Origin of the sequence: Nonomuraea zeae (assembly GCF_005889725.1) — a bacterium.
In the GTDB taxonomy this organism is placed as follows: domain Bacteria; phylum Actinomycetota; class Actinomycetes; order Streptosporangiales; family Streptosporangiaceae; genus Nonomuraea; species Nonomuraea zeae.
This window is the reverse complement of the sequence record NZ_VCKX01000325.1, coordinates 1-13118: the sequence shown is the minus strand read 5'-3', so window position 1 is coordinate 13118 and position 13118 is coordinate 1. Positions and strand designations below refer to the sequence as shown.

Here is a 13118-nt window from a genome sequence, read left to right as displayed (position 1 = left end):
CCCTGGATCGCCCACCCCCCGCCACCCGTCTCCGAGGCACAGGTGGCGGGCCTGATCAGCCGGCTGCGCGGCATCGACGAGGCGCTGATCCTCACCTCCTTCCACCAGTCCGCCCTCCCCCTGGCCCTGCTGCTCAGGCTGGCGGGCGTGCGCCGGATCGCGGCCGTCAGCGACGACTACCCGGGCTCACTCCTCGACGTCCGCCATGTGGTGGACGAGAGCCTCGACGTGCCGGAGGCCGAGCGGATGCTGGCGGTCGCGCGGGCCGCCGGATTCGACTTGCCGACCGACGATGACGGCAAACTCGCTGTTCAGCGGCCATTGCCGGATATAGGCCGGTTTACGGGGCAACTTCTAGGCGTCGGCGCCGATGCCGACGAAGGCACGTACGTCGTGGTTCACCCAGGGACATCGGCCCCTGCCCGGACCTGGCCCGCCGACAGGCACCGCCAGGCCGTGCGAGGGCTGGTCGAGGACGGAAACCGGGTCGTGGTGACCGGCAAAGAACGTGAACTCACCGCCTACGTGGCCGGCGACGTCGCCGCCGACCTCGGCGGTGCGACCACCTTCGGAGAACTGGCCGCCGTGATCGAGCGCGCCGGCGTGCTCGTCGCGGGCAACACCGGTCCCGCGCACCTGGCGGCGGCGGTCGGCACCCCGGTGGTGAGTCTGTTCGCCCCGGTCGTCCCGGCCGCCCGATGGGCCCCGTACGGCGTGCCGGCGGTACTGCTCGGTGACCAGCAGGCGCCCTGTCGTGGAAGCAGGGCGCGCACCTGCCCGGTGCCCGGGCACCCGTGTCTTTCGCAGGTGACTAGTGAGCAGGTGGTCAAAGCAGTGAGGGAGCTGACTCAGTGAAGGTCGATCTCATCTCCGAGCACGCGGACCCGCTGGCCAAGGTCGGCGGCGTCGATTCCGGCGGCCAGAACGTCTACGTCGCCGCACTGGCCATGGCGCTGGCCGAACGCGGGCACACGATCGTCGTCCACACCCGGCGCTCCTCGGCGTCGCAGCCGGAGTCGGTGGCCATGGCGCCGGGGGTCACGGTCGAGTACGTCACGGCCGGCCCCGCGGCGCCCGTCCCGAAGGACGAGCTGCCCCCGTACATGCCGGAGTTCACCGAACGGCTGGCCGCCCGCTGGGCCGCGAGCCCGCCCGACATCGTGCACGCGCACTTCTGGATGAGCGGGCAGGCGGCGCTGCAGGCGGCCGGCGGGGTGCCGGTGGTTCAGACGTTCCACGCGCTGGGCACGGTCAAGCGGCGCTGGCAGGGCGAGGCGGACACCAGCCCCGCGCACCGGATCGAGACCGAGCGCGAGATCGGCAAGCGGGCCGACGCCGTGCTGGCCACCTGTAGCGACGAGGTGGGCGAGCTGTGCGCGATGGGCGTCCCCGAGCGGCGGATCTCGGTCGTTCCGTGCGGGGTGGACCTGTCGGCGTTCTCCCCGGAGGGGCCGAGGATGCCGCGGCCCGGCGGCAACACCGTGCTGAGCATCGGCAGGATGGTGCCGCGCAAGGGGGTGGACACCGTGATCAGGGCGATCCGCCGGCTCCCCGCCGCGGAGCTGGTGATCGCGGGCGGTGGCCAGAACGACGAGGAGGCCGTGCGGCTGCGCGAGCTGGCGGCCGCGTACGGGATGGACGACCGCGTCCACGTGATCGGCAGCGTGCCGCGCCGGCACGTGCCGGCGCTGATGCGCTCGGCCGACGTCGTGGTGGCGGTGCCGTGGTACGAGCCGTTCGGCATCGTGCCGATCGAGGCGATGGCCTGCGGGGTGCCGGTCATCGCCTCGGCCGTGGGCGGGCACCTGGACACGGTCGCGGGCTGCGGCCTGCTGGTGCCACCGCGACGGCCGCGGGCGCTGGCCAGGGCGCTGAAGGACGTGCTCGGCAATCCGGGCAGGCGCGCGGAGCTGGGGGCGGCGGGGGCGCGCCGGGCCAGGGAGAGGTACGGCTGGCCGCGCGTCGCCGAGCGCACCGAAGCCGTGTACGCGCAGGTCATCGACGGCAAGGTCGGCCAATTGGCGGCACTGGGGGGTTGATTCATGGATGTGCATCTCGAGAAGCTCTGGAACACCCTGGAGAAGGTCGATGACCACGCGGTCACCGTCCGGGCCTGGGGTGGGAAGCTGGCCGGCGTGCTGGCCTCCGGGGGCAGGCTGCTGGCCTGCGGCAACGGCGGCTCGGCCGCGGAGGCGCAGCATCTGACCGCCGAGCTGGTGGGCAGGTTCAGGGGCGACCGGCCGCCGTACGCGGCCATCCCGCTGCACGCCGACGGCTCGTCGCTGACGGCGATCGCCAACGACTTCGGCCACGACGAGGTCTACGCCCGCCAGGTGCGGGCGCACGGCCGGGCCGGGGACGTGCTGCTGTGCCTGTCGACCAGCGGTGGCAGCCCGAACGTGCTGGCCGCGGCGCGGACCGCGCAGGCGTGCGGGCTGCTCGCCTGGGCCATGACGGGCCCGGGGCCGAACCGGCTGGCCGGCCTGTGCGACGACGCGGTCACCGTGCCGGCGGCGGAGACGGCCACCGTTCAAGAGGTGCACCTCGCCATGATCCATCTCCTGTGCGACGCGATCGAGGAGGCGCTGTGAGGGTGGCTCCGGGGCCGCTCGTCGTCATCGGCGACACGCTGCTCGACGTGGACGTCGAGGGCGACGCCGAGCGGCTCTGCCCGGACGCGCCGGTCCCGGTGGTGGACGTCGCCGCCGAGCGGGTCCGCCCCGGCGGGGCCGGCCTGGCCGCGCTGCTGGCCGCCAGGGACGGCGCGGACGTCGTGCTGATCACGGCGATCGGCGACGACCCGGACGGCCGCCGGCTGCGCGGGCTGCTGTCGGATGAGCTCGACCTGGTACGGCTGCCGCTGCGTGGCGGCACCGTGCGCAAGACCAGGATCAGGTCCAGGGGCCAGACGCTGGTCCGGCTGGACACCGGTGACGGCACCGCCCGGCGCTCCCCCGGCAAGGAGGCGGCCGAGGCGATCGGCCGGGCCGGCGCGGTGCTGGTCTCGGACTACGGCGGGGGCATGGCCAGGATGGCCCGCGAGCTGCTGGGCGGGGCCGCCGTACCGGTGGTGTGGGACCCGCATTCCCGGGGCGAGCGCCCGATGCCCGGCTGCGCGCTGCTGACGCCGAACGAGGCGGAGGCGCGGCTGCTGTGCGCCGGATACCAGAGCCCCGACCAGGCGGCAGGCCGGCTGGTCCGGGAGCTGCGGGCCAAGGCGGTGGCCGTCACGACGGGAAGACGCGGGGCCGTCCTGGCCGTCCAGGGCGGCCCGATCATTCAAGTGCCGCCGCCGGTGCAGGCCGGGGGCCACGACACGACCGGCGCCGGCGACCGGCTGGCCGGCGCCGCGGCGCTCGCGCTGCGTCTGGGCGCCGACGTCCAGGACGCGGTCACGATCGGCGTCGGCGAGGCTTCGCGCTTCGTCGAGCGCGGCGGGGCCGCCGCCGTCAAGGTGCCGGAGCAGCGGCTCGGCGACCGGCCGCGCACGGCGATCGAGGTCGCGGGCCTCACCCGCGCGTCGGGCGGCCGGCTGATCGCCACGGGCGGCTGCTTCGACCTGCTGCACGCGGGCCACGTGAGCCTGCTGCGGCGGGCCAGGGCGCTGGGCGACGCGCTCGTCGTCTGCGTCAACTCCGACGACTCGGTGCGCAGGCTGAAGGGCCCGTCCAGGCCCATCGTGACCATGCGTGACCGGGTCGAGGTGCTCAGGGCGCTGAGCTGCGTGGACGCGGTGCTGGTGTTCGAGGAGGACACTCCGGCGAGCGCCATCGAGACGCTGCGTCCCGACGTGTGGGTCAAGGGCGGCGACTACGAGGGGAGGCCGCTGCCCGAATCGGGGATCCTCGGCAGGCTCGGCGCGGAGATCGTCGTGCTGGGCATGCTGCCGGGGCGTTCGACAACGAATCTGATCAGGGAGATCCAGTGAACATCTTGATCACGGGGGGAGCCTCCGGGCTCGGCCTGGCCACCGCGGAGGCCGTGGAGAAGGAGGGCTGGCGGGCGCTCGTCGTCGACGTGCGCGAGCCGGACCAGCGCTTCGAGCATGTCACCGCCGACCTGGCCGACCGGCTGGAGGCCGAGCGGGCGGTGCGCGAGCTGGCCGAGCGGGCCGGCGGCCTGGACGCCGTGGTGACCGCCGCGGGCATCGACGCGTGCGGGCGGCTGGAGGACGTGCCCGCCGACGACTGGGAGCGGGTCATCCGGGTGAACCTGCTCGGCACGGCCTCGGTCGTGCGGGCGGCGCTGCCGTACCTGAAGCACACCCGCGGCAAGGTCGTCACCTGCGCGTCGACGCTGGGGCTGCGGCCGCTGAGCGACGCGTCGGCGTACGCGGCCTCGAAGTTCGGCGTCGTCGGCTTCACCCGGGGGCTGGCGATCGAGCTGCGCGGCGAGGTGGGGGTGACGCTGCTCGTCCCGGGCGGCATGCGGACGGCGTTCTTCGACGGGCGCCCCGACCAGTACAAGCCGGGCCCCGAGGCGGGGCTGAACGATCCGGCCCACGTCGCGCAGACCGTGGTGTTCGCGCTGCGGCAGCCGGCGGGATGCGAGGTGAGAGAGCTCGTGGTCTGCCCGTCCACGGAGACGTCATGGCCCTAGACCTGCTCGTGCTGCGCGGGCTCGGCCTGGGCGACCTGCTCACGGCCGTGCCCGCCCTGCGGGCGCTGCGGCAGGCGTTCCCCAAGCACCGGATCACGCTGGCGGCGCCGCGCGCGCTCGACGCCCTGCCGCCTCTGACCGGGGCGGTGGACGACCAGGTGGACGTGTCGGGGCCCGGGCCGGTGCCGTTCGAGCGGCCGGACATCGCGGTCAACCTGCACGGCCGGGGGCCGCAGAGCATCGAGGCGCTGCGGCGCACCGATCCCGGGCGGCTGATCAGCTTCGGCACCGGCCCGTCCTGGCAGGACGGGGTGCACGAGGTGCGGCGCTGGTGCGGCCTGCTGGAGTGGCACGGCATCCCGGCCGACCCCGGCGACCTGACGCTCGGCGTCTCCGACCGGACGGGGCCCGCGATCGTGCATCCGGGCGCCGCCTTTCCCGCGCGGCGCTGGCCGCCCGAGCGGTTCGCGGAGGTGGCCGCCGTGCTGGACGACGTGGTGGTCACGGGGAGCGCCGGTGAGGTGCCGCTGGCCACGAGGGTCGCCGAGCTGGCCGGGCTGCCGCCCGAGCGGATGCTGGCCGGGCGCACCACCATGGCCGACCTGATCGACCTGGTCAGCCGGTCGAGGCTGGTGGTCTGCGGCGACACCGGGGTCGCGCACCTGGCGACGGCGTTCTGCGTGCCGTCGGTGGTGCTCTTCGGGCCGGTCTCCCCCGCGCTGTGGGGGCCGCCGCCGGGCTGGCGGCATGTGGCGCTGTGGGCCGGCCGGAACGGGGATCCGCACGGCGAGCGGCCCGACCCGGGCCTGCTGAAGATCGAGGTTTCCGAAGTCGTGGACGCTGCCTTGGAGGTCACGTCATGAGGGCTCTGGTCACCGGGGGCGCCGGGTTCCTCGGCTCCTACCTGTGCGAGCGGCTGCTGGACGAGGGCGCGGAGGTGGTCTGCATGGACAGCTTCCTGACCGGCGGGCCACGCAACGTCGAGCACCTCATCGACCGCCCGGAGTTCCGGATCATCGAGTGCGACCTGACCGGGTTCGTGCACGTGCCGGACCGGCTCGATCTCGTGCTGCACTTCGCCTCGGCCGCCTCGCCGGCCGACTACCTGCGCTATCCGGTCGAGACCCTGCGGGTGGGCAGCGTCGGCACGCTGCACGCGCTGGGGCTGGCCAGGGAGAAGGGCGCCAGGTTCGTGCTGGCCTCCACGAGTGAGGTGTACGGGGACCCGCTGGAGCATCCGCAGCGGGAGTCGTACTGGGGGAATGTGAACCCCGTCGGCCCGCGCAGCGTCTACGACGAGGCCAAGCGCTTCGCCGAGTCGCTGACCACCGCCTACCGCCAGTCGCGCGGCACCGACACCGGCATCGTGCGCATCTTCAACACCTACGGGCCGCGGATGCGGCCGTTCGACGGCCGGGCGATCCCGACCTTCATCAGGCAGGCGCTCAGGGGTGAGCCGATCACCATCACCGGGGACGGCTCGCAGACGCGCTCCATCTGCTACGTCGACGACACCGTGTCGGGCGTCCTGGCGATGGCGCACAGCGACTTCGCCGGGCCCGTCAACATCGGCAACCCGGCCGAGCTCACCATGCTGGAGCTGGCCACGATGATCCGCGACCTGACCGGGTCCGGCTCGGAGATCGCGTTCATCGACCGGCCGGCCGACGACCCGAAGGTCAGGCGGCCGGACACGTCGCTGGCGGCCGAGCGGCTCGGATGGGAGGCCCGGGTGCCGGCCGCCGAGGGGCTGGCCCGCACGATCGAGTGGTTCTCCGCCGAGCTGGCCGCTTCCCCGGCGGCCGATCCGCTGGAGGAGCTCCAGGTCTGAGCTCCGGCCGGCCGTCCGCGCCGTCAGCGGTCGTTGCCCGCGCTAGCGGTCGTTGCCCGTGCGCAGCCAGGCGAGGTAGTCGGCCACGGCCCGCTCGGTGTCGTAGGCGGGCTCGAAGCCGGTGTCCTCGCGCAGCCGGGTGACGTCGAGGTACTCGCCCCGCGCGGGCGCGCCGGGGTCGCGGCCTCCGGGCAGGTCGGCCTGCGCGTCCGGGACGATCTTCCTGATCGCGGCGACCACCTCGCTGTTGGGCGTCATCCGCCCGGAGGCGACGTTGTAGACGCGGTGCCGCAGCGTGCCCGCCAGTTGCAGCAGGGCGAGCGCCCGGCCGCAGTCCTTGACGTAGCACATGTCGATCCCGTCGTCCGCGTGGGCGCCCGAGCGCAGCGTGGACAGGTCGGGAGCGACGCCGCGGGCCGCCGCGTGGACGAGCTGGGGCGCGGCGAAGAACGGCGAGGGCGTGTGGCCGAGCGGGCCCCAGATGGCGGCGATGCGGTACGTGACCGCGTCGATGCCCATGGTGCGGGACAGGTGGTCGGCCATCAGCTCGCCGATCTTCTTGAAGCCCGGGATCGGGTGGAGGGCCGTCATCGGCAGCGGTACGTCCTCGCGCAGCGGGCTGCCGGTCTCGGCACCGCCGTAGACGCCGATCGTGCTCGCCAGGCCGAGCCGGGAGACCTGCCACTCCTGGGCGGCCCGGAACACGTTGAGCAGGCTCGTGACGGCCCTGCGCGCGCCGTCGAGCGGCTCGTACGCGCCGGGCGGCCACGGCATGGACCCGGCGAGGTGCACGATGCCGGTGATGTCGTGCCGCCTGCCGATCTCCAGCAGCGCCGCCTCGTCGGCGAGGTCGGCCTGCTCGACGAAGACCCGCTTGCCCGCCTCGTCCGCGAACGCGTCGGGCAGGCGCGCGGTGCGGCGCTGCACGAGCACGCAGGATTCGCCCAGGTCGAGCAGCGCCCGGGTGGTGTGGGTGCCGATGAAGCCCAGCCCACCGGTGATCAGGATCATGATTCGCCATCCGTCAGTTAGCCAAATCGTCAGCACTACTGATAATCAGGCTAGCGGCAGGTGTCGGCGCATGTCCAGGCGCGTGGCCCCGGGCATGACGAAGGCCCCGCACCGTCGGGGACGGTGCGGGGCCTCTCGGGTGGGCGCGGGTTCTGGAGGGTCCGGGGGTTCTGGCGGGTCCTGGGTTCTGGAGGTCCTCGGGTTCTGGAGCGCGACGCGGGTTCTAGAGCGCGACGCCCAGCAGGGCGTCGGACAGGTCTCTGACCAGGCCGGGGGCGGATGTGTCCGGGCCGCCGTGGTCGAGCGCCTCCTCGGCCCAGGCGTCGATCGCGGCCAGCGCGCCCGGCGTGTCGAGGTCGTCGGCCATGTGCCGGCGTACCGTCTCCAGCACCTCCTCGGCGCGTGGCCCCGAGGCGAGCGCGGTGGCCGCGCGCCACCGCGCGAGCCGGCGCTCGGCCTCGGCGATCAGCTCGGGCACGTACTCCCAGTCGGCGCGGTAGTGGTGGGCCAGCAGGACGAGCCGGACCGCCATCGGGTCGTGCGCCACCCGGAGCCTGGAGACGAAGATCAGGTTGCCCTTGGACTTGGACATCTTCTCGCCGTCGAGCGCGACCATCCCGGCGTGCGTGTAGAACTTGGCGAACGGCCACTCCCCGGTGGCGGCGTGGCCCTCCGAGGCGCCGCACTCGTGGTGCGGGAAGATCAGGTCCGAGCCGCCGCCGGCCACGTCGTAGCCCGGGCCCAGGTTCTCCAGGGCGATCGCGGTGCACTCGATGTGCCAGCCGGGGCGTCCCCTGCCCAGGCTGGACTCCCAGGCGGGCTCGCCGGGCCGCTCGGCCCGCCACAGCAGCCAGTCGAGCGGATCACGCTTGCCCGGCCGCTCGGGGTCGCCGCCCCGCTCGGCGAACAGGGCCAGCATCTGCTCCTCGCTGTAGCCGGACACCTGGCCGAACTTGGGGGCGTCGGCCACGCTGAAGTAGACGTCGCCGTCGAGGTCGTAGGTGACGCCCTTGGCCGACAGCCGGGCGATCAGGTCCGCCACCCGGCCGACGACCTCGGTGACTCCGACGTACTCGCGGGGCGGCAGGATCCGCAGCGCCTCCATGTCGCCGCGGAACAGCTCGATCTCCCGCTCGGCCAGGTCCTGCCAGTCGATGCCGGTCTGCGCGGCGCGCTCCAGCAGGGGATCGTCCACGTCGGTGGCGTTCTGCGTGTAGTGCACCTCGTGACCGGCGTCGCGCCACATCCGGCCCACGAGGTCGAAGGCGTGGTAGGTGTTGGCGTGGCCGAGGTGGGTGGCGTCGTAGGGGGTGATGCCGCAGACGTACATCCGGGCGGTCGGCCCGGGATCGGTCTGCCGGACCTGCTTGGCCGACGTGTCGTAGAGACTCAGCGGAATGCTCTCACCTGGGAGCTTTGCGACTTTCGGGGCAGACCACGATCTCATGTCTTTGAGCCTATCCGTCCCGATCGGCGGTCAGGTCGGTGAACTCGTACGTCGCGCCTTCCGGGGTGAGCGCGACCTCCATCACCGACAGGGAGGCGAAGATCCGGCCGTCGGGCAGCTCGTGCCGGATGATGAGCGCGCCGGGATCGGAGGACGGCTCCACATTGATCAGTTCCCCCCACTCGGCCGCGCTCTCGAACCTGGGCAGGTACGCCACGACACGCTCGCTGGCCGGGTCCAGGCCCGAGTTGACGACCATGCTGGTGCCGCCGGGCAGGTCGGAGGTCGTCAGGCGCAGGCCGTCCCAGCTGTGCAGGCGAACCCTGGACAGGTCGGCCAGCACCAGGTGGAAGGGGTCGTAGCGGGTCAGGTCGGCGTCGGGCATCTCCCCCGTGTACGCCGCCCGCAGCGCCAGGTCGCCCCTGGAGATCTTCGTCGTCTCCTGCGCGGGCCGGCCGTGGCCGTTGAGCAGCGCCGCCGCGCGGCGGGCGGCCGGGTTGACGGCCAGCCAGGTGCCGCCGGCCTTGAGGTCGCGCCCGCCGATCACGCCCGGGTATTCCGGCCAGTGCTCCGCCGGGCCCTCCCATGGGCGGTCGGCGTACTCGTCCCGGACGCCCATGAGGGTCAGCGGCTGTCCCGTTCTCACGATCAGCGTGCACATGGGGCAAAGGGTAGTAAACCGACTTTGCCCGCGGCGCAGCGGATGGCCCGTTCGCGGAAAGGCGGGCCGGGCCGGCGGTCCCGGACGGACGATCTTCAGATGGGCGGCCAGGGTATGGCGGGCCAGCCCTCCGACGGGTAGGGGTGGACGCCGGTGTCCAGCAGCTTGCGCACCCGCTGCCAGGTGGCCTCCACCTCGGCCAGCGTGAGCAGCTCGCGCAGCCTGCGGCCCAGCGAGCCGGACTCGATGTCGCGCTCCAGCTTGGCCAGCACCGCCACGGCCTCGCGGGCGAGCGGCTTGCCGCGCCACTGCCACAGCACCGTGCGGAGTTTGTCCTCGGCGGAGAAGCAGACCCCGTGATCGACCCCGTAGACGTGGCCGGTCGGCAGGGGCAGCAGGTGGCCGCCCTTGCGGTCGGCGTTGTTGACCACCGCGTCGAACACCGCCATCCGGCGTACGACCGGGTTGCGGCTCTTGACCAGCCGCATGAGGTCGATCTCGCGTTCGGTGTCGATCCAGAGCTGGCACATGCCGGGCCCGAAGGGGCCGTCGCGGTAGACCGTGGGCGGCACGATCCGCCAGCCGGTGGCCTGCGAGACCTCGAACGCGGCCACCTCCCTGGCGGCGAGGGTGCCGTCGGGGAAGTCCCACAACGGCCGCTCGCCCCGCACGGGCTTGTAGACGCAGGCCGCCGACTTGGAGCCGAGCTTGACCGAGCAGTAGAGCGTCATGTTGGTGGCCTCGACCAGGCGGCCCGCCACCTCCAGACGGCCGTCGCGCAGCAGCGCCAGCGCATCCTCGTCGTGCGCGGCCGGCGGGTGGGAGGGCTTGATGGCCGGTTCGCTCTCCGGAGCGGTCATGAAGCCGCCTCACCCCCGCGATAGCCGTTGAGTCGAACACAGACATGCCCGGCGGCGTCGAGCGGCTGGCCGCACAGGGGACACGGCGGCCGGCCGGCCGCGACGATCTGGAGGGCCCGCTGGGTGAAGGCGCGGGCGGCTCCCGCACTGATCCGCACGCGCAGCACCGCGGGGTCCGGACTGTCGAGGTCGTCCTCGTCGACGACCTCCTGTGCCTCTATCACCACCTGGGAGTTCTCGGAGTCCCAGGACAACGCCATCGTGCCCACCCGGAAGTCCTCGGCGAGCGGCACGTCGAGAGGCGCGTCGTCGGCCAGGTCCGTGGGAGCCAGCGCGGGCACCTGCGCGGTGCCCCCGCTCAGGCGCAGCACCTCGTCGAGCAACTCGTCGAGCCTGCCCGCGAGCGCGGCCACCTGCAGCTTCTCCAGCGCCACCGTGGTCAGTCTGCCCTCGGCCCTGGCCTGCAGATAGAAGACCCGCGCGCCCGGCTGCCCCAAGGCACCGGCGACGAATCTCTCTGGTGGGTCGTAGTCGAAGACCGGCATAGCCTGACCTTACGTGGTTCCGGGTCCGCCGCCGACGGCGGCATCGCTCCCGGTGATGTTTTCTCCCCCGTCTTTCTCCTCCGAATCCTCGGGAAGCCTCAATTCCCCCATATCGTTGAGCCTGAGAACAAAGGGACGCAAGGGGGCATAGCGAATGACTGTGAGAGCCGCAGGATCAGCAGTTATCCGCTGAAAGTGATCGAGATGCAGGCCCAGAGCGTCCGCGACGATCGCCTTGATCACGTCGCCGTGGCTGCAAGCCAGGTAGACACCCTTCCCCCCCAGGCGTTGATTCCACTCCCGGACCGCCGCGACGGCCCGGTGTTGCATTTCGGCCAGCGACTCCCCTTCCGGAAATGTCGCCGCGCTCGGGTGCGCCTGCACGACCTGCCACAGCGGTTCCTTCGCGAGCTCCTTCAGCGGCCGCCCGGTCCACTCCCCGTAGCCGCACTCGATGAGCCGCTCGTCGATGCTGACGTCCATCCCGCGCCCCTGCGCGACCGCCTGCGCCGTTTCCCTGCAACGTTCGAGCGGGCTGGAGACAATGGCGTCCAGCCTGACGCCGGCGACGCGCCCGGCGAGCGCGGCGGCCTGCGCCCTGCCCGCCTCGCTCAGATGGACGCCGGGGGTGCGGCCGGCGAGGACCGGCCCGGTGAGGTCCGTCAGCCCGTGGCGGGCCAGAAGCAGCGTGGTCACCCAGCAAGTGTCGCAGGCGTCGATCACAGCGTTTCACCGACCTGAACGGTAACCTGGCGGGATCATGGAGCAGCGCTATGTCGGCCGCAGTGGCCTGTCGGTGTCCCGGCTGGGGCTCGGCACGATGACCTGGGGGCGTGACACAGACACGGACGAGGCGGCCGCCCAGCTCCGCACGTTCCTGGACGCGGGCGGAAATCTCGTCGACACGGCCGACGTCTACACCGGCGGCGACTCCGAGCGGCTCCTGGGGCGCATGCTGCGCGACTCGGTCCCGCGCTCGGAGCTGGTGATCTCGACCAAGGCCGTGGTGACGCCGGTCGGCCGCCGGCCGCGCGACGCCTCCAGGCGCCATCTGATCGCCGCGGTCGACGACTCGCTCAACCGCCTCGGGCTCGACTACGTCGATCTGTGGCAGCTGCACACCTACGACGCCGAGGTGCCGCTGGAGGAGACCCTGGCCGCGCTCGACGCGATCGTCTCCTCCGGCCGGGCCGTCTACGCGGGCGTCTGCGACTACTCGGGCTGGCAGCTCGCCGCCGCCGCCGTCACCCAGAAGATCATCCCCGGCCGCATCCCGATCACCTCGGCCCAGGTCGAATACTCGCTGCTGGCCCGCGAGCCCGAGCGCGAGCTGCTGCCCGCCGCCGCCCACCTGGGTGTCGGCGTGCTGGCCTGGTCGCCGCTGGGGCGAGGGGTGCTGACGGGGAAATACCGCACCGGCATCCCGGCCGACTCCCGCGCCGCCACCCCGCACTTCGCCGACTTCGTCCGTCCTTATCTGGACGAGCGCAGCCGCAGGGTGGTCGAATCCGTCATGACCGCCGCCGACGGGCTCGGCGTGTCACCGCTCGCGGTCGCCCTATCCTGGGTACGCGACCAGCCGGGTGTGGCCTCGGCCATCGTCGGAGCCCGCACGCACGCTCAGCTCGCCGGGGCCCTGCCGGCCGAGGACGTGGTCCTGCCCATAGAGATCCGAGAGGCCCTCGATGACGTGTCGTCACTCGACTGACCGCGAACCAGAGACTCTCTCGCGTATCACTAGTCGATACCGAATCGCAACTTTACCCAGGAAAAGCCTGCGTCTGGCGTCCGATGTCCATAAAGATTTCCCCCGGAAGCGACGCAGGAGGGGACGGATGGGGAGCAGGACCGCGATCTCGGCTGGAGTTCTCGCGGTGGCCCTGGCTGCCGTTCCGGTGGCCGCGCCGGCCGCCTCGGCATCCGTCTCCGGAGCCGCTCAAGACTGCACGCGCGACGGCGGGCTGCTCTCGGGGGTGACCAACACCCTGTGCGACGTCGTGGACGCGGTCACGGGCACCGTCGACACCCTCACCGGCGGGACGACCGACCCCGTGACGGACGGCGTCGAGAAGACCACCGACGAGGTGCTGGGCCGGGTCGGGGAGGCCGTGCCGACCACGAAGGCCACGCCCGGCAAGACGACCGCCAAGCCCTCCGCCTCCCC

Annotated in this window: 15 protein-coding genes; 9 read left to right on the top strand and 6 right to left on the bottom strand. The window is 72.7% G+C overall.

Annotation, left to right across the window (positions count from 1 at the left end; all coding sequences use genetic code 11):
- From ETD85_RS52665 to ETD85_RS52635, 7 genes are all read left to right on the top strand, one after another.
- A partial coding sequence (locus ETD85_RS52665) for a glycosyltransferase family 9 protein (RefSeq protein ID WP_138697390.1) occupies positions 1-855 on the top strand: 855 nt, incomplete at its 5' end.
- Complete coding sequence (locus tag ETD85_RS52660; RefSeq protein ID WP_138697389.1) at positions 852-2039, top strand: glycosyltransferase; 1188 nt, start codon at positions 852-854, stop codon at positions 2037-2039. The genes ETD85_RS52665 and ETD85_RS52660, both read left to right, overlap by 4 nt.
- Positions 2040-2042: 3 nt before the next feature.
- The gene (locus tag ETD85_RS52655) at positions 2043-2591 is read left to right on the top strand and encodes a D-sedoheptulose-7-phosphate isomerase (protein ID WP_138697388.1); all 549 of its coding nucleotides are present in this window, start codon (positions 2043-2045) and stop codon (positions 2589-2591) included.
- The gene (locus ETD85_RS52650) at positions 2588-3928 is read left to right on the top strand and encodes a PfkB family carbohydrate kinase (RefSeq protein ID WP_338087253.1); all 1341 of its coding nucleotides are present in this window, start codon (positions 2588-2590) and stop codon (positions 3926-3928) included. Before ETD85_RS52655 ends, ETD85_RS52650 begins: the two co-directional genes overlap by 4 nt.
- Positions 3925-4599: an SDR family oxidoreductase gene (locus ETD85_RS52645; protein ID WP_138697387.1), complete on the top strand. Its 675-nt coding sequence runs from the start codon at positions 3925-3927 to the stop codon at positions 4597-4599. Before ETD85_RS52650 ends, ETD85_RS52645 begins: the two co-directional genes overlap by 4 nt.
- Positions 4590-5462: a glycosyltransferase family 9 protein gene (locus ETD85_RS52640; protein WP_138697386.1), complete on the top strand. Its 873-nt coding sequence runs from the start codon at positions 4590-4592 to the stop codon at positions 5460-5462. The genes ETD85_RS52645 and ETD85_RS52640 overlap by 10 nt, the downstream gene beginning before the upstream one ends.
- Positions 5459-6430 carry a UDP-glucuronic acid decarboxylase family protein gene (locus ETD85_RS52635; RefSeq protein WP_138697385.1) on the top strand — a complete coding sequence of 324 codons (972 nt, stop codon included), beginning with the start codon at positions 5459-5461 and terminating at the stop codon, positions 6428-6430. Before ETD85_RS52640 ends, ETD85_RS52635 begins: the two co-directional genes overlap by 4 nt.
- 42 nt (positions 6431-6472) lie before the next feature.
- Here ETD85_RS52635 and ETD85_RS52630 read toward each other — a convergent pair whose 3' ends face one another.
- The 6 genes from ETD85_RS52630 to ETD85_RS52605 all read right to left on the bottom strand — a co-directional run bounded on the left by ETD85_RS52630 (position 6473) and on the right by ETD85_RS52605 (position 11650).
- Positions 6473-7441, bottom strand: a complete 969-nt coding sequence (locus ETD85_RS52630; RefSeq protein ID WP_138697384.1) for an NAD-dependent epimerase/dehydratase family protein — start codon at positions 7439-7441, stop codon at positions 6473-6475.
- 223 nt (positions 7442-7664) lie between these two features.
- Positions 7665-8888: a cysteine--1-D-myo-inosityl 2-amino-2-deoxy-alpha-D-glucopyranoside ligase gene (mshC, locus tag ETD85_RS52625; protein ID WP_138697383.1), complete on the bottom strand. Its 1224-nt coding sequence runs from the start codon at positions 8886-8888 to the stop codon at positions 7665-7667.
- A 10-nt stretch (positions 8889-8898) separates the two neighbouring features.
- Complete coding sequence (locus ETD85_RS52620) at positions 8899-9549, bottom strand: NRDE family protein (RefSeq protein ID WP_138697382.1); 651 nt, start codon at positions 9547-9549, stop codon at positions 8899-8901.
- A gap of 95 nt (positions 9550-9644) precedes the next feature.
- Positions 9645-10409, bottom strand: coding sequence for an SCO1664 family protein (locus tag ETD85_RS52615; protein ID WP_138697381.1), 765 nt, complete (start codon positions 10407-10409; stop codon positions 9645-9647).
- Positions 10406-10954 (bottom strand): DUF3090 domain-containing protein, encoded by a 549-nt coding sequence (locus ETD85_RS52610; protein ID WP_138697380.1) that lies wholly within the window; start codon positions 10952-10954, stop codon positions 10406-10408. Before ETD85_RS52610 ends, ETD85_RS52615 begins: the two co-directional genes overlap by 4 nt.
- 9 nt (positions 10955-10963) lie before the next feature.
- Entirely contained in the window at positions 10964-11650 is a 687-nt protein-coding gene (locus ETD85_RS52605; protein ID WP_138697379.1) for an MSMEG_4193 family putative phosphomutase, read from the bottom strand.
- Positions 11651-11714: 64 nt separating this feature from the next.
- On the opposite strand from ETD85_RS52605, the gene ETD85_RS52600 reads away from it, so the two are divergent.
- The gene (locus ETD85_RS52600; protein ID WP_138697378.1) at positions 11715-12662 is read left to right on the top strand and encodes an aldo/keto reductase; all 948 of its coding nucleotides are present in this window, start codon (positions 11715-11717) and stop codon (positions 12660-12662) included.
- A gap of 127 nt (positions 12663-12789) precedes the next feature.
- Positions 12790-13118 (top strand): hypothetical protein (locus ETD85_RS52595; protein ID WP_138697377.1); only part of this gene is annotated, 329 nt, incomplete at its 3' end.